We start from the raw sequence: 20,689 nt of genomic DNA, 5'->3' as shown, positions 1-20,689 counted from the left end.
AAACTGGGGCGTGAAATGGATGCGACATCATTTCCGCCGGATTTGATGACAAAAGCCGCGAACGCGGCGCTCACGGCTTTGAAAATCGTGACGCGGGCTATACACGACAAACCGACGTCAAACAAGAGCGGTCGCGCCGCACGCGCGGCGCCCGATCGCCGGCCTAATCGGGGCGCATATGAGCGCAGACACATCGACAGCCGCCAGCCGCGTTGCGGGCACGGCCGCAACGAACGCCAGGACGCGCACGCTGCGGCCGCTGGCCCGGCTCGTGCCCTACATCGTCCGGTACAAGGGTCTTCTGGCCGGCGCGGCCTTCTTCCTGCTGCTGGCGGCCGTCACCACACTGGCCCTGCCCACCGCCGTGCGCCGCATGATCGACTACGGCTTCACCGGCAACGATGCGGGCCTGATCGACCAGTACTTCACCATGCTGGTGGCGATCGCGGCGACGCTGGCGGCCGCCAGCGCGCTGCGCTATTATTTCGTCATCACGCTTGGCGAGCGCGTGGTCGCCGATCTCAGGCGCGACGTCTTCGCCCATGTGATGACGCTGTCGCCGGCCTTCTACGACACCGCCCAGTCGGGCGAGATCGTCTCGCGGCTGACCGCCGATACCACGCAGATCAAGTCGGCCGTCGGCGCCACCGCCTCGCTCGCCCTGCGCAACATGATCCTGGGCATCGGCGCGCTGATCATGATGATCGTCACGAGCCCGCAGCTTTCGGGCCTGGTGGTGGCGGCGATCCCGCTGATCATCCTGCCCATCGTCGGCTTCGGCCGGCGCGTGCGCACCCGCTCGCGCACCGCCCAGGACACGCTCGCCAATGCCTCGGCCTATGCCTCCGAGGCGATCGGCGCGGTGCGCAGCTTCCAGGACTTCACCAACGAGCTGTTTGCCGGCCGGTTTTACGCCGATGCCGTCGACCGCGCCTTCGGCGCCGCGCGCTCGGCGGTGCGCGCCCGCGCGGCCTTGACCGCCTTCGCCATCTTTCTGGTTTTCTCCAGCGTCGTCGCGGTTCTGTGGATCGGCGCCAAGTCGGTGCTCGCCGGCACCATGTCGCCGGGCACGCTGGGCCAGTTCCTGCTCTATGCGGTGTTTGCCGCCGGTGCGCTGGCCGCGCTTTCGGAGGTCTGGGGCGAATTGCAGCAGGCCGCCGGCGCCGCCGAGCGGCTGACCGAACTGCTCGAGGAGGACCCGGCCATCGCCACGCCCGCCGACCCGGTCGCCCTGCCCGAACCGCCGCTGGGCACGCTCGCCTTCGACGAAGTGACCTTCGCCTACCCCACAAGGCCCGACGACAGCGCCACCCATGCCCTGAGCTTTTCGGTCGAACCGGGCGAGACGATCGCCATTGTCGGCCCTTCGGGTGCCGGCAAGTCGACCATCTTCGCGCTTTTGATGCGCCAGTACGATCCGCAGGCCGGCATCGTCACCGTCGACGGCGTCGATCTGCGCCGCGCCGAACTGACGGCCGCCCGCCAGCGCATGGCGATCGTGCCGCAGGACGTGACCATCCTGTCCGGCACGGTGGCCGAGAACATCGCTTTCGGCAAGCCGGACGCGACGATCGACGAGATCGTCGAGGCGGCGCGCGCCGCCCAGGCCGACGGCTTCATCCGCGATCTGCCGAACGGCTACGAGACGCAGGTCGGCGAGCGCGGCGTGACCCTGTCCGGCGGCCAGCGCCAGCGCGTCGCCATCGCCCGCGCGATCCTGCGCGATGCGCCGATCCTGCTGCTCGACGAGGCCACTTCGGCGCTCGACGCCGAAAGCGAGGCGCTCGTGCAGAAGGCGCTGGAAACGCTGATGGAGGGCCGCACCACGCTGGTCATCGCGCACCGGCTGGCGACCATCCGCAAGGCCGACCGCATCCTGGTGATGGATCGCGGCCGCATCGTCGAGGAAGGCACGCACCAGTCCCTGTCGCGCAAGAAGGACGGCGTCTATGCGCGCCTTGCCACGCTGCAGTTCAACGCCGGCAGGGCGGCATGAGGCAGAACGGCTGACGTGCCCGCTTCCGCACCGAGCAGTCGCCGGCAGGGTGTGTGCATCAAACGATTTCTTGCTGCACACATTGACCTGTGTGCAGCAAAGTAATATTTGATGCACACACCCGGGAACCCGAACTGCCATGGACATCGTCGCGCACAGTCGTCCGGCCGTGGTGGCCTATCAGGACCTGCTTCGCCTCCATCTGGACGCGCGCGCGGCGAACCTGGTCGGCGCGATCGAGGAGCGACACCGCAACGGCCGCACATATCTTTACGAGCGCTTCCGGATCGGAACAGAGATGGTCAGCCGCTATCTCGGCGAGGACAGGCCCGAACTGCGGGCGCGCCTCGAAAAGGCGCAAGCGCTGAAGGCGGACGCACAGGCGCGCCGGAAGCGGATGACGCGGCTTGCGCGCACGCTCCGTGCCGAAGGATTCATCGCCGCAGACCGGCAGACCGGATCGATCCTGCTGGCATTCGCGCGAGCCGGCGTGTTCCGGCTCGGCGGCACGCTGGTCGGCACCGCTGCATATGGCGTCTACCAGGGCGAACTCGGGGTCCGCATGGATTTCGAGGAAATGGCGCAAACCGACGACATCGATGTGACCGGCTTCCAGCGTCTTTCGGTCGCGCTCGGCGACATCGTCGACGACAAGCCCGGCGACATTCTCGGGGCGCTGAAATTCGACCCGGTCCCCGGCATCGACGACCGGCAGGTCTGGAGATGGCGGCAGAGCCGCTCGGAGACGCTGGTCGAATTCCTGACGCCCGCCTTCGGCGACGAGACCGTCAAGCCACTGCCGGCGCTTGGCGTCAGTGCGCAAGCGCTCAACTATCTGAACTATCTCATCGCCGACCCGATCGACGCGGTCGTGCTTTATCGTTCGGGCGTGCTCGTTCAGGTACCCCGGCCCGAGCGGTTCGCGATCCACAAGCTGATCGTCGCCGACCGGCGTCCTGGCGGACCTGACCGGCTGAAGGCGCGCAAGGACAGGGCCCAGGCGGCCTTCCTCATCGCGGTCCTGTCCGAAGACCGGCCCGACGAACTGGCCGAAGCCTATGAGGACGCCCTGTCCCGCGGTCCGCGCTGGCGCGAGCGGATCGCCGCCAGCCTGAAGCGTCTTCCCGAAACGGCCGAGAGGCTGAAGGCCCTTGCTTGACCCGCCGGCCTGCCTACCGCTCGGTCAGTTTCAGCTCGATGCGCCGGTTGCGCGCGCGGGCCTCGTCATCCGTGTTCGGCTCCAGCGGCTGGAACTCGCCGAAACCGGCCGCGACCAGCCGGTTGGGCGGCACGCCCTGGTCGATCAGATACTTGACCACCGAGGTGGCGCGCGCCGATGACAGCTCCCAGTTGTCGCGGATGCGCCCGGTGCCCGACAGCGGCACGTCGTCGGTGTGCCCGTCGACGCGCAGCACCCAGTTGATCTCGTCGGGTATCTCCTGTTCGAGATCGATCAGCGCGTCGGCGAGCTTGGCCATTTCCTCGGCGCCGGCCGGGTTCAGTTCGGCCTGGCCGGAAGGAAACAGCACCTCGGACTGGAAGACGAAGCGGTCGCCGACCACGCGGACGTTCTCGCGGTCCGACAGGATGTCGCGCAGCCGGCCGAAGAAGTCGGACCGGTAGCGGTTGAGTTCCTGCACGCGCTGGGCCAGCGCCACGTTCAGGCGGCGGCCGAGATCGGCGATCTGCGCCTGCGCTTCGGCGTCGCGCGCTTCGGAGACGTCCAGCGCGCTTTCGAGCGCCGCGATCTGGCTGCGCAGCGCGCCGATCTGCTGGTTGAGCAGCTCGACCTGGCTGAGCGCACGCTGGCTGACGAGGCGCTCTACCTCCAGATCCTCGGTCAGCGTGCCGATCTGCTGGCGCGCGGCCTCGCCCACGCCCTCGTCGGCGGCCAGCAATTGCTGCAGGCGCGCCCGCTCGGCCTGCGCCTGGTTGAGCGAGGCGCGCAGCGCGGCGACCTCGTCCTCGGTGTCCTGCCTGTCCGAGCGTTCCAGCGCCAGCAATTGCGTCAGTTCGTTGATCTGCGTGTTGAGCCGGTTGAGCACGGCATCGCGGCCGGTGATCTCCTGGCCAAGCAGGAACTGGGCCAGAACGAACACCGACAGCAGGAACATGATCGCCAGCAGCAGCGTCGACAGCGCGTCGACGAAGCCCGGCCAGTAGTCGACCCCTGCCGGCCGGCGTCGGGATCGCGCCAGCGCCATGGATCAGGACCCCTTGTCGAGCTTGGCGATGGTCTTGGAAAGCTTTTCGAGCGTGTCGCGCATGGCCTTTTGCTCCTTGGCCTGGCCGTCGACCCAGTCGCGCATCATCTGCTGCTCGCTGCGCATGGACTGCACCAGCCCCTGCACGCCCTCGGCAAGGCTCGCCAGCGCCTGGGTCTGGCGCGGCGTCGAGGCGGCGTCCTGCATGTTCGCCAGCCGTGCCGTCAAAAGGCTGAGCTGGTCGGTGCCGGTGAGCGCGGCGGCGCCCGCGTTCTCCTCGACATTGGTCACCGACGACAGCCAGTTTTCGAGTTCGGTATAGAACCGGTTCTGCGCGCGGCCCGCCTGCAGGTCCAGAAAGCCCAGAACCAGCGAGCCGGACAGGCCGAACAGCGAGGACGAAAACGCCGTGCCCATGCCGTCGAGCGGCTCGCTGAGCCCGCGCTTGAGCGCATCGAGCACCGCATTGGTGTCGCCGGTGCCCGGATCGAGCGACTGGATCGTCGCACCGATCGAGCCGATCGTCTGCAACAGGCCCCAGAACGTGCCGAGCAGTCCCAGAAACACCAGAAGTCCGATCAGATAGCGCGAAATGTCTCGCGATTCGTCGAGCCGCGTGCCGATCGAATCCAGGATCGAGCGCATCGAAAGCGTTGTCAGCGCCACCGATTGCTGGCGGCTGAGCAGCGCCCGCATCGGCGCCAGCAGCACCGGCTCCTTGCGGGCCGCGTTGACCGTGTCGCCGACCTTGAACGAATTGACCCAGGCGACCTCGCGGAACAGCCGCGTGACCTGCATGAAGGCGAGCACGATACCCACCGCCAGCACGCCAAGAATGAGCCCGTTCAGGCCCGGATTGGTCATGAAGGCCGACGACACCTGCCGATACAGGATGGCGGCGAGAAAGCCGACGATCACAACGAAGATGATCATCGACAACAGGAAGACCTGCGGATTGGACAACCGATAGGGGTCGAACCGGCGCCGCGCCGATTTGACGATTGCATCGTCTGCCGCTGAGACGTTCATGCCGGCGTTCTCCCGTCGCCTCGTGCGATTGTCAACCGCGCCCGCAGGCTCCCGATTTTAAGTCGAACTGTGGCGAAATTGAAAGAACCAACTGGCCCAAAGACTTGGGCCTCACGGACATGAACCGCGAAGACGCCGGCCCCGGAGACGCGGGCCTCATGACCCGGACGGTTCGGAACGGTCGAGCGTGGCCAGAAGTTCCCGGTGCACGGCCTCGTTGCCCGCGACGATCTCGCCGCGCCCGAAAATGTCCTTGCCGCCGGCCCGGTCGGTGACGAAACCGCCGGCCTCGCGCACCAGAACCATCCCCGCCGCCATGTCCCAGGGCGACAGATGACGCTCCCAGTAGCCATCGAGCCGGCCGGCGGCGACATAGGCCAGATCGAGCGAGGCGGCGCCGGAGCGGCGAATGCCCACGCACCGGCCCATCACATTGCGCAACTCGATGAGAAACTGACCGTGATGGCCACGGCCCAGATGCGGCACGCCGCAACCGATCACGCTGTCGGACAGCGATCGCCGCGCGGCCACGCGCAGGCGCCGGTCGTTGAGGAACGCGCCGCCGCCGCGTTCGGCGGTGTACAACTCGTCCGTGGCCGGATTGAAGACGACGCCGGCGACCAGTTCGCCCTGGCGTTCGAGCGCGATCGAGACGGCAAACTGCGGAATGCCGTGCAGGAAATTCGTGGTCCCGTCGAGCGGGTCGACGATCCAGCGGTGCTGCGGATCGCTGCCCTCGACCGCCCCGCCTTCCTCCATCAGGAAGCCATAGGCCGGTCGGGCGCGCTGAAGCGATTCAAAGACGGTTCTCTCGGCCCGATGGTCGGCCTGGCTGACGAAGTCGCCCGGTCCCTTGACCGAGACCTGCAGGTTCTGCACCTCGCCGAAATCGCGTGCCAGCCCGCGGCCGGCCTTCATGGCGGCCTGGACCATCACATTCATCAATGCCGAGCGCGCCATGGCGGGCCTTTCGGGGACGAGGCGGGGTCAGGGAAGCGGCGGCTCAGTCGGCCCGCCGCACATAGGTGATGTCGTCGGTCGCAACGACGATGCGTTCGCCCGAGGTGACGAATGGCGGCACCATGATGCGCACGCCGTTTTCGAGCACCGCCGGCTTGTAGGACGAGGTCGCCGTCTGGCCCTTGACGACCGGATCGGCCTCGGCCACCTCGAGCGTGACCTGGTCGGGCAGGGAGACGCCGATCGGCCGCTCCTCGTGCAGTTCGACGGTGACGGTCATGCCGTCCTGAAGGAAGGCGGCGCGGTCACCGACGAAATCGGAGGCCAGTTCGAGCTGTTCATAGGTCTCGGTGTCCATGAAGACGAGCGACTCGCCCTGAGCGTAAAGGTACTGGTAGTCCTTCTGCTCGAGCCGGACGCGTTCGACCGTCTCGGTGGCGCGGAAGCGTTCGTTGAGCTTGGTGCCGTCGATGAGGTTCTTGAGCTCGACCTGGTTGAACGCGCCGCCCTTGCCCGGCTTGACGGCGTTGGTCTTCACCGCGACCCACAGGCCGCCATTGTGCTCGATCACGTTGCCCGGCCTGATCTCGTTGCCGTTGATCTTCATGTCCTGTCACCTGAATCTTGCGGAAAACGCCGCGGGGCGGCCTGCGTTGCGGGCTCAAGACCACAATTGCCCCCTTGTTGCAAGCGGTCAGCCGCCGCGCAGCCGGTTCGCGCGCTCGATGCCCTGCCGCTGCATGGCATCGGAAAGACCAAGCCAGAAGTCCTCGAGCACACGGTCCCGCAGACCGGCCCGCCGCGCCAGCACATACCAGCCCGCCGCTTCGGTCACATTGGGTTCGGTTCCGATACCGGCCCAGTAGAGCTTGGCCAGTTGCGCCTGCGCGGCGATGTTGCCCTGCCGCGCCGCACGGGCCGTCCACACGAAACCGCCGCGCAGATCGCGATCGCCGCCAATGCCCTCGAGCATCATGCCGCCCAGTTCGAACTGCGCGGCATCAAAGCCCTGTTCGGCCGCCCGGCGCAGCCACGTGCGGGCCTCGGCCTCGTCGCCCAGGGCGGGCGGGCGCCCCTGCGCGTAATATTGGGCGACCGCGTACTGGGCATCGGCAATGCCCTTTTCGGCCGCCTCGAGGAAGTAGGCGAAAGCCTCGTTCTGGCCCGAAGGTCCGGGCCGGTCGGCAAGGGAAAGCTGGGCGTGGTTGAACATCGCCATGGCATTGCCCGCCTCGGCCGCCGCCTTCATGAGCGTTCGCGCCTCGGGCGAATCCTCATCATCGCGCAGCAGGATCAGCGCATAACGGAACTGCGCCTCCGGTTCGCCCTGGCGCGCGGCCTGCGCATACCATCGGGTCGCTTCGGCCTCGTCGACGGCGACGCCGAGACCGCGCGAATAGATCTCGGCGAGCAGCAATTGCGCCGCCGAATCGCCGGCCTGCGCGCGCGGCAGCGCCAGGTTGCGGGCGGTCAGGTACATGCCGCGCTGAAACGCGCCATAGGCCGCGTCGGGCGGCGGCGGGCCGAAGCGCGCCGGCGAGGGTCCGTTCCCGGTGTCGGCGGCGCCTTCGGGGGCATTGTCCCCTCCGCTCCCGTTCGCGCCGCCAAAGCGTGCCGGAGAGGGTCCGGCGGCCGGTCCATCCCGGGGCGGGGCCGGTCGGGGTTCCTGCCGCGCGGCCCCGGACGCGGGCGCGCCGGGCTGCGCCAGGCCGCCAAAGCGCTCGGGCGCCGGTTCGCCGTTCGTCTCCGCCCCGTCAGAGGCGGGTTCGCCAAAGCGCGATGGCGCCGGCTCGGGCACGTCGACGCCGGCCTGCGCATGGGCCAACGCCGGCGCCATGACCAGCAGCGCGGCGACCGCGCATCGCAAGGTCGCGACCGCCGCTCTCATGCGGCATCCTCCAGGCTGTGCTCGCGAAGAATCGCGTTGGCCTTCGCGACGGCCGCGGCCGTATCGACGCCGGGCCCGAAAACGGCCTGCGACAGCGCGACGAAGTCGACGCCGGTGCCGGCGGCGGCATCGAGATGGTCAAGATCGAATCCGCCCATCAGAACTGCGGGGATTTCCACGAAATCGGCCCACCAGCGCGCCAGGTCCGCCGCCTTGGGATGCGCCATTGCGTGCGTGTCGCCGCCGAGCCGGCCAAAGAAGACGTAATCGGGCCGCGCCTCGCCGATCTCCAGCGCCGTGTGCCGGCTCGTGCCGCCATCGGCACCGATCAGCCGATCATCATCGGCCAGATCGGCGATCGCCGCGACGATCTCGCCGACGCCGCCGCGCAGATGAACGCCGTCGGCCCCGGTTCGCATGGCCATACGCGGTTCGCCCGCCGCCATGACCGCCGCGCCGATGCGTTGGCCCGCGGGAACGACCGTTTCGAGCAGTCCCTGATAGCCGTCGCCCCCCAGCGCGTATTGCGGCACGATGATCGAGGCGACATCGCCGCCCTGCCCCGCTTGCGCGATCTGCGCAGCGAGCGCTTCGGGCGCAGCGCCCTTGGGCGTCACCAGCACGAGGCGGCAATGAAGTTGCGTGGCTTCGGTCGTCATCGCCCTTGTCTGCGGTCCGCGATACGCGCCGACCTGATGGTCGACAATGTCGACGGCATTAGGGCAGCCAGCCGTCGCTGGCAACAAGGCCGTTGGCCTCGGGGTCGGCCGGAGACACCGGTCGCTTGCGCTGCGATGCACAACGCCGCTGCCGCTTTTGCTGCATATGCGAAAGGATCATCTCGCAACCGCGAAAAAGGCTTGCCGCGCGGTAAGACCTGGCTTACAAATCGGGGATGCCGAACGACCCCTTCGACGCCATTGCCGACCCGCACAGACGCCACGTTCTCGAGGAGCTTCGCCGGCGTCCGCGAACGGTCACCGAACTGGCCGATGGCCTGCCGATTTCACGACCGGCCGTGTCGCAGCACATGAAGGTGCTGCTCGATGCGGGACTTGTCACGGCACGCGCGCAAGGAACGCGCAGGATCTACTCCGTCAATGACGAGGCATTCTTGCCGCTCAACCTCTGGCTCGACCAGTTCTGGGCGTCGCAACCGGTTCAGCCGCGGTAACCGGCGCACGAGGATCCGTTGAATATCGCCGCGCGGGCCTTCGGGTTGGGCGCAGCCTCGCGCGCCGATACTCGACAGACCCGAATGCGCCAGCCGGGCTGACGGCTCGATCGATGGCATTGCCAAGGCCGGTCAGGCTGCGTTTCGACCGGCACCTGCCCGCGGCGCCATCGGCCTCTCGACGGGCCGGTGCGATGGCGGCGCGGCGGTGTTCGACAGACCCTGTACCGGTTCGCCCCGACCGGCTTGCGGCTCAATGATGCGTCGTCTGCGTCGACAGCCGTTCGATTTGCTCCTTCAGTCGGAGTTTTTCGCGCTTGAGCCGGGTGATCCGCGATTCGTCCGGGGCCGGGCGCGCCTGCATGTCGCTGATTTCGCTTTCAAGAGCGCCATGCTTGCGCTTGAGGGCGTCCAGATGACCGTCCAGTGCCATGTAACTCCTCCTTGGAACCGGTTGTATTCACCTATTCGATTGTTCGATGGTGCCAGAATTCGGCACAACTGTCGAACGCATCGTGGTAGCATTCCGTTGCACGCGCTCGTGTGGTAAAGCGCCGGTTCATTGCCGATACAACAACGAGGGCGCTGCCGCGTGCGCGCCGCCAAGAGCGGAAAAGGCGATGTCCGAACAGGACCAGGCAGAACTGCGCTTGATGTTCGCAAGGCTCAAGCAGGACCACGAGGATTTCGATGCCGCGATCGCCGCGATGCAGGCAACCGGTTGCAATCGCTTGCAGATTCAGCGCATGAAGAAGAAGAAGCTCGCCATTCGCGACCGCCTCAAGGACATCGAGGACCAGATCATCCCGGACATCATCGCCTAGGATCCGCACGCCCGATCGAACGGCTGTGGACAACGCCATTGGCTGTGGATAGTTGGGACCGTTTCGCCGCAACGGTTCGACCATGAAAGCCAAGATCGCCATCATTATGGGCAGCCAGTCGGACTGGCCGACCATGCGTCACGCCGCCGAGGTGCTCGATGCGCTCGCCGTGCCCTACAAGGCGCGAATCATCTCGGCCCACCGCACGCCGCATCGCATGGTCGATTTCGCCGAAGGCGCCCGCGACGCCGGCTTCGAAGTGATCATCGCGGGCGCGGGCGGCGCCGCCCATCTGCCCGGCATGGTCGCCGCGCTCACCACGGTGCCGGTGCTCGGCGTGCCGGTGCAGAGCCGGGCCCTGTCGGGTCAGGATTCGCTGCTTTCGATCGTGCAGATGCCCGCCGGCGTTCCCGTCGGCACGCTGGCGATCGGGCAAGCCGGCGCGACCAATGCTGGACTGTTGGCCGCGGCGATCCTGGCCAATGCCGACGCGGCGCTGCGCGCCCGGCTCGAGACCTGGCGCAAGGCCAACACCGACAGCGTTGCCGAACGGCCCGACCGTTCGGCCGACCCCGAACGCTGAGCCCGTGCTGAATCGCGGCGCGACGATCGGCATCATCGGCGGCGGCCAGCTCGGCCGCATGCTGGCCATGGCCGCGGGACGGCTGGGCCTGCGGACCCTCGTGCTCGAACCGCAACCCGACTGCCCGGCCGCGCAGATGGCCAACCGCCAGATCGTCGCCGGCTATGACGATCCGGCCGGCCTGGCCGCGCTGGCCGAGGCCAGCGATGTCGTCACCTACGAGTTCGAGAACGTGCCTTACGACGCGGTCGCCCGGTTGTCGCGGGACCGACCCGTCTTTCCCGGACCCGACGCGCTGCGCGTTGCCCAGGACCGGCTCGTCGAAAAGCGCTTCCTGCGTGCGGCCGGCCTGGCGACGGCCGACTTCGAACCGGTGGACACAGAGCACGACCTTGTTGCCGCGCTCGGCCGGTCGGGCGGGACCGGCATCGTCAAGACCCGCCGCTTCGGCTATGACGGCAAGGGCCAGATCCGCTTTGCCGGCGATGCGTCCGACCCGGCGCCCGCCCGGGCCCTGGCGGCGCTCGGCGGAGCGCCCGCCATCCTGGAATCGCTGGTCGGATTTGCGTGCGAGGTCTCGGTCATCGCCACACGCGGACGCGACGGGACGGTCGTCAGCTACGAGCCGGCGCGCAACCGCCACCGTAACGGCATCCTGGCAAGCTCGGTCGTCCCGTGCGGGCTCGCCGAAACGGCGATCGCGGCGGCGCGGCGACAGGCGCATGCCCTGGCCGACCGGCTCGGCTATGTCGGCACGCTCGGCCTCGAACTGTTCGTGATGGCGGAGGGCACGCTGCTCGCCAACGAGTTCGCCCCGCGCGTGCACAATTCCGGCCACTGGACCGAGGCGGCCTGCACGGTCAGCCAGTTCGAACAGCACATCAGGGCGATCGCCGGCTGGCCGCTCGTCGAACCGCGCCGGCACAGCGACTGCGTGATGGAGAACCTGATCGGCGACGACATCGACCGGCTTGCGGCGATCGCCGGTGAACCGGGCGCCTGCGTGCACGACTATGGCAAGGCCGAGATCCGCGCCGGCCGCAAGATGGGCCACGTCACCCGGTTGACCGGCCGGGCCGCGCCATCGCCGGAGGCTGACAAAACTTGACAAGTCCGCCGGCATGGCTGTAACAGCGCACATCGAATTTGGCGCGCCGCAACGGCGCGTTTTTGTTTGTCCCGGCCCGTCCGGGATCCGGATGCATTCAAGGCCGAACCGATGAAGATCAAGAACTCGCTGAAGTCGCTCAAGAGCAGGAACCGCAACAACCGCATCGTGCGGCGCCGGGGCCGGGTCTACGTGATCAACAAGCTCAATCCGCGCTTCAAGGCACGCCAGGGCTGACCGGCCCATCCGCGGTCGCGCCTGCGCGCCCCCGGTCGGGCGCGGGGCGACGGCGCGCCGCGACCCTCACCGATTTTTGCGTTTGACCCGCGCCATGGCCGCGCTAGTCTTGTGGTCATGCGACTTGTCCTGACCGCAATTGCGTTGTCCCTGACCGTCTTTCTGGCGGCGTGCCCCGTCGGCGCCCAGTCGATCATCGACCCCGAGGCCGAGACCGCGGAGCCGATCCAGCCGGGCGATGACGCCATCGTGCCGCCCACCGACGACGTTCCTCTCGTCGACAACGATCGCCACGAGCGCATCGACGCGCTGTTCGCCGAACTCAAGCGGACGGCGGATCCGCGCGCTGCACAGACCATTGCCGACGGAATCTGGTCGCACTGGTATCGCTCCGGCAGCGCCAGCATCGACCTGATGATGCAATGGTCGAACGATGCGCTACGCGACCGGCGCTTTCACATGGCGCTGGATTTCCTCGACCAGGTCGTCATCCGCGCCCCCGACTACGCCGAAGGCTGGAACCGCCGCGCCACGCTGCACTACACGATGAACAATCTCGCCAAGTCGATGAACGATATCCAGAAGGTGCTGGAGATCGAACCCCGCCATTTCGGCGCGCTGTCGGGTCTGGCGATGATCCTTGAAAGAAACGGCAACGACCGCGCCGCGCTGGCCGCCTGGCAGCGTGCCCTGGCAGTCTATCCGGCCATGCAGTCGGCACAGGAAGCGGTGATCCGTCTCAGCGACGAGCTTGCCGGCGACCCCGTCTGATCGGGCGCGCCGCACATCCCCTTCCATTCCAGGACGCAGGCAGTCTCCGTGAACATCGCGCTCGCCGCTCTGGCCGTGCTGGCCTCCCTAGCCTTTGCATTGGCCGGCGCGACGCGCATCGGCGTCTTCCTTGTCGAGCGGCGCTATCCGCCCACGGGAACCTTCGCCACGGTTCGCGACACGCGCCTGCACTTCGTCCTTCACCGCGCCGAACGGCCCGACCTTCCGACGACCGTGTTCCTGCACGGGGCGAGCGGCAATCTGCACGACGCCGCCAGCGTCTTCGCCGAGCCCCTGCGCGGCCGCGCGAACCTGCTCTTCGTCGATCGACCCGGTCATGGCTGGTCGACACGCGGGCCCGATGACAATGCATGGCCGGACGGCCAGGCGCGCACGCTCGCCGCGCTCCTTGACCATCTGGGCATCGACGAGGCCATCATTGTCGGGCACTCCTTCGGCGGGGCGATCGCGGCCAGCTTTGCGCTCGATCACGCCGAGCGCACCGCCGGCCTGCTCTTTCTGTCGCCGGTGAGCCACCCCTGGCCGGGCGGGGTGAGCTGGTATTACAGGCTCACCGCGGTGCCGGTGCTCGGGCGGCTCTTCACCGAGACCGTGGCCATGTTCGGTGCGATCATGCGCATCGATGGCGGCACCGACTGCGTCTTTGCGCCCAACCGGCCGACGCTGCACTACGCACGGCGCACCCACCTGCCCCTGATCTTCCGGCCGGGACATTTCCGGGCCAATGCCATCGATGTCGCCAATCTTTATGAATACGTCACCCGCGTTTCGCCCCACTACGCGCGCATCCAGGCACCCGCCGTCATCATCACCGGCAACAAGGACACCATCGTCCTGCCCTCGATCCACTCCACCGGACTGGCCCGCGATCTGCCCAACGCCGAATTGCTGCGCATCCGCAATCTCGGCCACAAGCCCGATCACGTCGTCACCGATCTGGCGATCGCCGCGCTCGAACGGCTTGCCGGCAAGCCGCGCGACCTGGAAGGCCTGGCCCACGCGGCCGAAGCCCGGCTCCAGTCGGATGCCTATGGCCCGCTCGAGCGCTGCCTGGACAATGACGTCATTCGCAAGGAAGTCGAGGCGGCGGGGTTTCGGCTTGATTGACACAGCCGCGTCCGCGCGCGCCGCAAGGTTCGGCGCCCGTTCTCAGATCCCGCTCAGCCCGTCCGAGCCGATATAGGCGATGCGCAGCATGTTCGTCGCCCCGGGCGTGCCAAGCGGAACCCCGGCGCTGATGATCACGCGGTCGCCCGGCTTGGCGAAGTCTTCGCGAAAGGCGATGCGGCAGGCACGGTCGACCATGTCGTCGAGATCGACGGCGTCCTCGGTCACCACGCAGTGCAGGCCCCAGACCAGCGCCAGCCGGCGCGCCGTCTCGGCGACCGGCGACAGCGCGATGATTGGAAGGTTCGGCCGCTCGCGCGAGGCGCGAAGGCCGGTCGTGCCCGACGAGGTGTAGCAGACCACCGCGCTGAGCCTGAGCGTTTCGGCGATCTGCCGCGCGGCCGCCGAGATGGCGTCGGCGCCGGTCGCCTCGGGCGCCGAGCGCTGCGCGTTGATGATGCCCGAATAGTTCGGATCGCGCTCGACCTGCTCGGCGATGCGCGACATGGTCTGCACCGCTTCGACCGGAAACTCGCCCGCCGCCGATTCGGCCGAGAGCATGATGGCGTCGGCGCCCTCGAAGACGGCGGTCGCGACATCGGAGACCTCGGCGCGGGTGGGCACCGGCGCGGCGATCATCGATTCGAGCATCTGCGTTGCCACGACCACCGGCTTGCCGGCGGCACGCGCCTTGCGCGTGATCTGCTTCTGAATGCCCGGCACGCTTTCCAGCGGCATCTCGACGCCCAGATCGCCGCGCGCGACCATGATCGCGTCGGACATCTCGATGATCTCGTCGATGCGCTGCACCGCCTGCGGCTTTTCGATCTTCGACAGAAGCGCCACGCGCCCGCGTGCGATCTTGCGCACCTCGGCCAGGTCCTCGGGCCGCTGGATGAACGACAGCGCCACCCAGTCGACCGATTCCTGAAGGACGGCGCTCAGGTCCGAGCGGTCCTTTTCGGTCAGCGCACCAAGCCCAAGCGTCGTGTCGGGCAGGCTGACGCCCTTGCGGTCGGAGATGGTGGTTCCGGCGACCACCTTGCAGGTGATCGAGCGCCCGTCGCTGGCGGTGGCGACCAGTTGCAGGCGGCCGTCGTCGATCAGCAGCCGGTGGCCCGGCTGCACCGCCTCCAGGATTTCCGGATGCGGCAGGTGAACGCGCGTGGCATCGCCCGGCGCCTGTTCGTCGTCGAGCGTGAACGCCTGTCCGATTTCGAGCGACACCTTGCCCTGGGCGAACTTGCCCACGCGCAGCTTCGGTCCCTGCAGATCGGCGAGAATGCCGATCGGCCGGCCCTGACGCGCCTCCACGGCGCGGATTCGCGCCACCAGGTCGCGCATCAGGTCCTGGCTGGCATGGCTCATATTGATGCGAAAGACGTCCGCACCGGCCGCATGCAGCTTGCCGATCATGTCTTCGGAGGAGGAGGCCGGTCCCAGCGTTGCCAGAATCTTGACCTTGCGGCTGCGCTTCACTGACCGGTCCCCTCGGTGACATTGGTTGCCTCCGGTGCCTCATCGGGGGCGGCGCCGCCATTGTCAACCAACTGGACCATCCAGCTCTGCTGATTGCCGGTATCGTATTCGCGGAAACCGGCGCGCTGGAAGCCGCGGGCGAAGCAATCGTTGACGCCGGTGATCTTGAACTCGCGCTCGGCGACGCACATCTGAATCGGCCCGTCCCAGCGCCCGCCGCGCAGCGCATCCTCCGCATAAAGGTAGTAGTAGCGCGAGGCCAGCGCGCCCTCGATCAGCGTCTTGCAGCTCGCCGGCTCGATATGCCACCAGCCCTCGGTGATCCATCCGGCCTGTGCGCGGTAGCCGATGGCAACGCCCACCAGTTCTTCGGTCCCGTTGCACACGCGGAAGTCGGCGCGGGCCGATATGGTGCCGAACATCAAGAAAAGCCCGATCGCGCCGGCCAGTGCCACGATACGCGATGGCGGCGCCCAAGGACGGCGAACTCGCAAGCGGCCTCTCCCTTTGCTGTGCTCAGCAGACAACCAACGCCCCTTTTGTCATGAAAGCCACCTTTGTCAATGCGCGCGCGAAGCGATAGGCTCAAGGGCCGGTTACCCAGAACTTCGAGGAAGGCACCATGGCCGAGATCACCCCGTCCACGCGAACCGAACTGGAAGCGGCCGCCTTTCGCCGCCTCGTCGAACATCTGCGCGAACGCACCGACGTGCAGAACATTGACCTGATGAATATGGCCGGTTTTTGCCGCAACTGCCTGTCGGACTGGTACCGCGAGGCGGCCGGCGAACACGGCATTGAGCTCGACAAGCAGGAAGCGCGCGCGATCATCTACGGCATGCCCTACGATGAATGGAAACGGCGCTATCAGACCTGAAGAGCGTCTTGTTCCGCGATTTGCCTGCCGTTTGAATCGCACCGGTGCAAAGGTCGGAAACGCAGGCCCGCCGCCAACTCAATGACACCTATGCAGCCTTGAACCCGACATCCGTACCGAAAACGACATCGGTCGGACGTGGAAGCGTCGCACTCGCTCCATTTCGCCACGCCCTTGCGGTCGATGCGATTCGCCGACACCGGTGCCAGCCATGATTGAGCACATGCCCCGCGCCGGCGCGCCGCGACCGCCGCGCCGGGCGGCCCGGCAGGGCGTCAGCCGCCGGCCGGCCAGGTGAAATTGCCGGCCCGGCCCGGACGCGCCGGTGGCGGAATGCCGTTCTCGACCAGCCGCCGGCGCACCGATTTCGCCTGCAACGGATTGTCGACATTGCGCGCCAGATCCTCGACATTGCCAAGCAGCGCGCTGCCGCCGTCGAGGTCGGGATCGGACAGGGCGATCGGGTCGATCCGATCGAGCTCGGCCTCGGTTTCGAGCGGCGGCAGCTTCAGGATCGGCAGGTTTTCGGGACCCAGCGAGGTGATGAAGGAGATCGAGGGGTCGTCCAGCACCTGCCGGAGCTGCCGTTCGACATAAAAGGCGATCTTGCGGTAGCCGGCGCGCGTGAAGTTGATGCCGTCGGAATTGCGCAGCCGCACCGTCTGTCCCTTCACGTCGGTGCCGCGGTCGACGAAACGCCCGTTCTCGTCCACGAACCCGTCCCAGATGTCCACGAAATAGCCGCTCGCGCCTTCCGCCGCCGTCCGGTACAATTCGTTCAGGGCAAGAATGTCCGCAGACATCGAGCGGAACCGGAAGGGCGGGCTGCCGGTCCAGACCAGAAGCGCCTCGCGCTCGCGGATTTGCGCGATGAACGCCTCCACCCGCGAGACATACTCGGCCCGCCAGGCATCGGTCAGCGCATCCTCGCGGCGGCCATCGATGCGCATGGGCTGGCGATCGTTCGAACCGATCAGCACGACCACGATGTCGGGCTCGATCTCGTCGAGCACGCGGCCGATCTCCCCCGGCCAGTCATAGTGATCGTCGCGCACAAAGCCCGAAGAGCCGCGAATATGGGTTTCAACGACCACCGTCGGCCGGTCGGCGAACGCCTCCTCGAGCCCGCGCGCCATGCCGTCGGCGATGAAGTCGCCGACCACAAGCACGGTGCGCGCATTGGGGTTCTTCCCGCTCTGCGCCTGGGCCGGCGCTGGCCAGACAAGGGCGATCAAGACAGCGGCCAACGCCGCCCTCACCCAACGCGCCCCATTGGCCGCAACCCTTGACATCGATCCACCCCGCCCTTCGCTCCGGCTAGAACCTGCGCAGCGCTTCCAGCACTTCCATGGACGCAAACCCGTCCTGCGGCAATCCGGCGCGGGCCTGGAAGGCCTTGATCGCGCTGCGCGACATCGGCCCGATCTTGCCGTCGATATCGCCCTCGTAAAGGCCCTTGCGCGCCAGGCGGATCTGCAGCTCCTCGCTTTCGGCAACGCTCAGCCGCGTGAAGGGCCGTGTCCAGTCCTTGCGCGGGGGCGGATATCCGCCGATCTGGTCGGCCAGCAGCCCGACGCCGAGCGCGTATTTGTCGGCGTTGTTGTAGCGCTTGATGACGAAGAAGTTGTCGACCATCAGGAAGGCCGGCCCGTCGCGACCCTGCAGCACCTTCAGCTCGGCCTTCTGCCCCGGCCGCGGATAGTCCCTGCCGTTGGCGCGCACCACGCCCAGCCGCTCCCATTCGCGCAAGGTCAGCTTGCCGCCCGGGAACTTGCGGCCCGGCGGCAGGATGACCTCATAGCCCCAGGTCTGGCCCGACTTCCAGCCATTGCGGCGCAAGAGATTGGCGGCCGTGTAGAGCGCGTCGGGCACCGAGTTCCAGATGTCCTTGCGCCCGTCGCCATCGCCATCGAGCGCATAGGCCATGTAGCTGGTCGGGATGAACTGGGTATGGCCCATCGCCCCGGCCCACGAGCCCGTCAGCCCGGATATCGGTACATCGCCACGCTGTGCGATCTTGAGCGCGCCGATCAACTGGTTGCGCGCGAACCGCGCCCGCCGCCGGTCGGCATAGGCCAGCGTTGCCAGCGCGCGCGGCACGTAGTGCAGGCGACCGGGCTGCTTGAGCGCCTCGCCATAGCTCGATTCCATCGACCAGATGGCCAGCACGATGTGCTTGCTCACGCCCGTCGAGCGCTCGATCCGGTTCAGAAGCCGCCGGTATTTGCGCAACATGCGCTGGCCCTCGGCGACGGTGCGCTCATTGACCCGATTGTCCAGATACTGCCACGCCTCGTCGCGGAATTCGGGCTGAAACCGTGCCTTGCGCAGCACTTCGGGGTCGGGCGTACGCACATTGGCGAAGGCGCGGTCATACACCTGCCCCGAAACGCCATTGCTCACGGCGACCGAGCGGAAATCGCGGATCCACTTCTGGAAACCCGCATCCGCAAAGGCCGGCGCAGCCGCGCTCACGCCCATCGCCAGGACAAGCATGGCCAGCGCCGCATTGATCGTCTTCTTGCACCCCAACATCATCTCAAGCCTTCCTCTGGTTCGCGATACGCGACGCCAACCCTGATTCGCCTCGAGTTTTCTGCGGGTGAATGCAGCACATCGATGGCGAAATTTCGGCAGACCGGCCTGCAAACCGCTGCCGCAGCGTCAGCGCTGCATCCTCAAGCCCACAAACGCATTGCTGGACTCGCTGCGTTCGGTCGGGTCCGAGCTGAACACCTTCTCGTGTCCGATCCGGCCGGACAGGCCGACGAACCGGTTCAGCCAGACCGTCGCGCCCACCGACGCGGCCGCCGTGACGGTATCGGCATTGGCGCCGGTGACGTCCTCGTAGTCGAGGCTCGCCTCGCCTTCCAGTTGCAGATTGGCGCGCGCCCGATGCGTCGCGCTCATCGTTCCGGCATAGTTGACCGAGCCGCTGACATCGGCCGCCCCGCTCGACTGCGTCGTCGTTCTCAGCCCGATCCGCAGATCGGTGCCGCGCCGCGGCGACCAGTTGAGCGCGCCATCCAGCGACACCCCGCCGATATCGGCAAGCGTCGGGTCGGCGATGTCTTCATACACATAGCCGATCGCCACCTCGCCATTGAGCTTTTCGCCCCGGTTCAGCGCGATGCCCACCCGCCCCGCATAGCGGGTCGCGTTACGGTCGAGGCCGGCCGTGTCGGGCCGCTCGTCCATCAGCCGCTGGCTGAATTCGGCCTCGGCGAAAGGCGCCAGCACACCCGCCGTGTCGAGACCGCCACGCAGGCGCAGCCCGACCCGCGTGAAATCGAGGTCGCCCTGCGAGACCGAACTGCCGTCGCTGAGCGCCGCCGCGCCGTGGATCTCGCGCGCCACGGAGGCTTCGGCCTCGCCGGTCACCGGCCCGATATCGCGCGACAGCGCCAGCGAGCCGGTCAGCGCGTGCTTGTCGGGCGTGTTCGTGCCCTCGATGCCGGGAAACAGCACCGGATCGGTGGCGACGAAAAAGGCCGCGGAGGCCGGATCGTCGCGGCTGTAGCCATAGCCGGCCCGCGCCGTCAGCGTCGTATCGAGGCCCAGATCGAGACGCAGCAATGCGCTGAGATCGAGCGTGGGCTCATCGTCCTCCTCGCCGCTGACCGGGAACGGCAGCCGGCCGGCCAGGTCGAGTTCCAGCGCGTGCCGGCTCCAGTCCGACACGGCGCGGACGTCCAGGCCGATCTCGCCCAGAACGCCGGTCGAGACTTCATCGCTCAAGGACGGCGGCGGACCCGGATCGGCGACGCTCGTGCGCGTACGCAGCGCCGTCGCGCCGATTTCGAGCGTGGTGTTGACGTCGAACGTGCCGATGCGCAGGCCGAGCGGAGCGAAGGGGTCGTCCTCTGGCACACCGACCCCGGTCTGCACGGGCGCCGCGCGCGCGGCCGGCTCGGCACGGCCGGAAAGCACGTCGGCGGTCTCTTCCGGCGCCTGGGCGACCGAACCGGTGATCACCCGGGCGTCGTCCTCGGGCAGGGTCGCCGCGTCATCGTCGAGATCGATGGTCACGCTGCCGTCGACGGCGAGACCGGCCGCGCTCACGGGCCGGTCGCCCCTGGCGCGACCCGCCTGTGCCGGATCATCGTCACTGCCTGCCGCCGGCACGGCCCGGTCGCGTGCGCCCGGCACGCCGAGCACGTTCTCGTTCACTTCGCCACGCAGGTCGGGCAGCACCTGCCCCGCCGCCGGACCGGCGAGCGCGACAAGGCCGGCCACGAGGGCAGCACTGTGAAGCGAAGTGCCATGAAAGGGCCGGCTCGGGATCACCTTGTTCTCGCACGGACGGTGTGAAATGCCTTACCATCGGGTAAACACAAGCGGTTAAGGAAGCGTTCACGGCCCGCCCGTGCGCCCTTGAAATCGTGGACATGACGCGCCGTCTGGAGTAGCTGACCGACGACCCGACACCGG

22 protein-coding genes are annotated in these 20,689 nt (G+C 67.7%); 10 read left to right on the top strand and 12 right to left on the bottom strand.

All coding sequences use genetic code 11. The features are described 5' to 3' along the window. Window positions 1–178: 178 nt before the first annotated feature. Together RBB34_RS08450 and RBB34_RS08445 are read left to right on the top strand one after the other, a co-directional pair. Window positions 179–1,996, top strand: a complete 1,818-nt coding sequence (locus tag RBB34_RS08450; RefSeq protein ID WP_306118766.1) for an ABC transporter transmembrane domain-containing protein — start codon at window positions 179–181, stop codon at window positions 1,994–1,996. A gap of 139 nt (window positions 1,997–2,135) precedes the next feature. After that, window positions 2,136–3,155, top strand: a complete 1,020-nt coding sequence (locus RBB34_RS08445) for a GSU2403 family nucleotidyltransferase fold protein (protein WP_306118765.1) — start codon at window positions 2,136–2,138, stop codon at window positions 3,153–3,155. A gap of 13 nt (window positions 3,156–3,168) precedes the next feature. On the opposite strand, the gene RBB34_RS08440 is transcribed toward RBB34_RS08445, so the two are convergent. From RBB34_RS08440 to RBB34_RS08415, 6 genes are all read right to left on the bottom strand, one after another. Next, complete coding sequence (locus RBB34_RS08440) at window positions 3,169–4,200, bottom strand: peptidoglycan -binding protein (RefSeq protein ID WP_306118764.1); 1,032 nt, start codon at window positions 4,198–4,200, stop codon at window positions 3,169–3,171. A 3-nt stretch (window positions 4,201–4,203) separates the two neighbouring features. Continuing rightward, on the bottom strand, window positions 4,204–5,229 hold the full coding sequence (locus tag RBB34_RS08435) for a MotA/TolQ/ExbB proton channel family protein (protein ID WP_306118763.1): 1,026 nt from the start codon (window positions 5,227–5,229) through the stop codon (window positions 4,204–4,206). Window positions 5,230–5,385: 156 nt separating this feature from the next. Continuing rightward, window positions 5,386–6,189, bottom strand: a complete 804-nt coding sequence (locus RBB34_RS08430; RefSeq protein ID WP_306118762.1) for an inositol monophosphatase family protein — start codon at window positions 6,187–6,189, stop codon at window positions 5,386–5,388. 43 nt (window positions 6,190–6,232) lie between these two features. After that, window positions 6,233–6,796, bottom strand: a complete 564-nt coding sequence (efp, locus tag RBB34_RS08425; protein ID WP_306118761.1) for an elongation factor P — start codon at window positions 6,794–6,796, stop codon at window positions 6,233–6,235. Between the two features lie 87 nt (window positions 6,797–6,883). Beyond that, on the bottom strand, window positions 6,884–8,077 hold the full coding sequence (locus RBB34_RS08420) for a sel1 repeat family protein (protein WP_306118760.1): 1,194 nt from the start codon (window positions 8,075–8,077) through the stop codon (window positions 6,884–6,886). Beyond that, window positions 8,074–8,736 (bottom strand): thiamine phosphate synthase, encoded by a 663-nt coding sequence (locus RBB34_RS08415; protein WP_306118759.1) that lies wholly within the window; start codon window positions 8,734–8,736, stop codon window positions 8,074–8,076. The genes RBB34_RS08420 and RBB34_RS08415 overlap by 4 nt, the downstream gene beginning before the upstream one ends. A 236-nt stretch (window positions 8,737–8,972) precedes the next feature. On the opposite strand from RBB34_RS08415, the gene RBB34_RS08410 reads away from it, so the two are divergent. After that, complete coding sequence (locus tag RBB34_RS08410; protein ID WP_306118758.1) at window positions 8,973–9,251, top strand: metalloregulator ArsR/SmtB family transcription factor; 279 nt, start codon at window positions 8,973–8,975, stop codon at window positions 9,249–9,251. A 253-nt stretch (window positions 9,252–9,504) separates the two neighbouring features. On the opposite strand, the gene RBB34_RS08405 is transcribed toward RBB34_RS08410, so the two are convergent. Then, window positions 9,505–9,684 (bottom strand): DUF465 domain-containing protein, encoded by a 180-nt coding sequence (locus RBB34_RS08405; RefSeq protein ID WP_306118757.1) that lies wholly within the window; start codon window positions 9,682–9,684, stop codon window positions 9,505–9,507. A 187-nt stretch (window positions 9,685–9,871) separates the two neighbouring features. Between RBB34_RS08405 and RBB34_RS08400 the strand changes: the two genes are divergently transcribed. From RBB34_RS08400 to RBB34_RS08375, 6 genes are all read left to right on the top strand, one after another. Then, window positions 9,872–10,075: a YdcH family protein gene (locus tag RBB34_RS08400; protein WP_306118756.1), complete on the top strand. Its 204-nt coding sequence runs from the start codon at window positions 9,872–9,874 to the stop codon at window positions 10,073–10,075. 82 nt (window positions 10,076–10,157) lie between these two features. Next, window positions 10,158–10,658, top strand: coding sequence for a 5-(carboxyamino)imidazole ribonucleotide mutase (gene purE / locus RBB34_RS08395; RefSeq protein ID WP_306118755.1), 501 nt, complete (start codon window positions 10,158–10,160; stop codon window positions 10,656–10,658). 4 nt (window positions 10,659–10,662) lie between these two features. Beyond that, window positions 10,663–11,766: a 5-(carboxyamino)imidazole ribonucleotide synthase gene (locus tag RBB34_RS08390; RefSeq protein WP_306118754.1), complete on the top strand. Its 1,104-nt coding sequence runs from the start codon at window positions 10,663–10,665 to the stop codon at window positions 11,764–11,766. Window positions 11,767–11,877: 111 nt separating this feature from the next. Further along, complete coding sequence (gene ykgO / locus RBB34_RS08385; protein WP_306118753.1) at window positions 11,878–12,003, top strand: type B 50S ribosomal protein L36; 126 nt, start codon at window positions 11,878–11,880, stop codon at window positions 12,001–12,003. Window positions 12,004–12,147: 144 nt separating this feature from the next. Then, entirely contained in the window at window positions 12,148–12,774 is a 627-nt protein-coding gene (locus RBB34_RS08380; RefSeq protein ID WP_306118752.1) for a hypothetical protein, read from the top strand. A gap of 48 nt (window positions 12,775–12,822) precedes the next feature. Next, window positions 12,823–13,902 carry an alpha/beta hydrolase gene (locus RBB34_RS08375; protein ID WP_306118751.1) on the top strand — a complete coding sequence of 360 codons (1,080 nt, stop codon included), beginning with the start codon at window positions 12,823–12,825 and terminating at the stop codon, window positions 13,900–13,902. A gap of 42 nt (window positions 13,903–13,944) precedes the next feature. On the opposite strand, the gene pyk is transcribed toward RBB34_RS08375, so the two are convergent. Then, the gene (gene pyk, locus RBB34_RS08370; RefSeq protein WP_306118750.1) at window positions 13,945–15,381 is read right to left on the bottom strand and encodes a pyruvate kinase; all 1,437 of its coding nucleotides are present in this window, start codon (window positions 15,379–15,381) and stop codon (window positions 13,945–13,947) included. Beyond that, window positions 15,378–15,803 (bottom strand): DUF1036 domain-containing protein, encoded by a 426-nt coding sequence (locus tag RBB34_RS08365; protein WP_306118749.1) that lies wholly within the window; start codon window positions 15,801–15,803, stop codon window positions 15,378–15,380. Before RBB34_RS08365 ends, pyk begins: the two co-directional genes overlap by 4 nt. A gap of 200 nt (window positions 15,804–16,003) precedes the next feature. On the opposite strand from RBB34_RS08365, the gene RBB34_RS08360 reads away from it, so the two are divergent. Further along, window positions 16,004–16,258, top strand: a complete 255-nt coding sequence (locus tag RBB34_RS08360; RefSeq protein WP_306118748.1) for a DUF1244 domain-containing protein — start codon at window positions 16,004–16,006, stop codon at window positions 16,256–16,258. Window positions 16,259–16,533: 275 nt separating this feature from the next. Here RBB34_RS08360 and RBB34_RS08355 read toward each other — a convergent pair whose 3' ends face one another. The 3 genes from RBB34_RS08355 to RBB34_RS08345 all read right to left on the bottom strand — a co-directional run bounded on the left by RBB34_RS08355 (window position 16,534) and on the right by RBB34_RS08345 (window position 20,494). Next, entirely contained in the window at window positions 16,534–17,505 is a 972-nt protein-coding gene (locus tag RBB34_RS08355; RefSeq protein WP_306118747.1) for an SGNH family hydrolase, read from the bottom strand. Between the two features lie 70 nt (window positions 17,506–17,575). After that, window positions 17,576–18,793, bottom strand: a complete 1,218-nt coding sequence (locus tag RBB34_RS08350) for a lytic murein transglycosylase (RefSeq protein WP_306118880.1) — start codon at window positions 18,791–18,793, stop codon at window positions 17,576–17,578. A 129-nt stretch (window positions 18,794–18,922) separates the two neighbouring features. Further along, window positions 18,923–20,494, bottom strand: coding sequence for an outer membrane beta-barrel protein (locus RBB34_RS08345; RefSeq protein ID WP_306118746.1), 1,572 nt, complete (start codon window positions 20,492–20,494; stop codon window positions 18,923–18,925). Window positions 20,495–20,689: the final 195 nt, after the last annotated feature.

It is taken from the genome of Roseitalea sp. MMSF_3546 (assembly GCF_030732865.1).
Taxonomy (GTDB): Bacteria; Pseudomonadota; Alphaproteobacteria; order Rhizobiales; family Rhizobiaceae; genus Roseitalea.
This window is presented reverse-complemented; position numbering and strand designations above follow the sequence as displayed.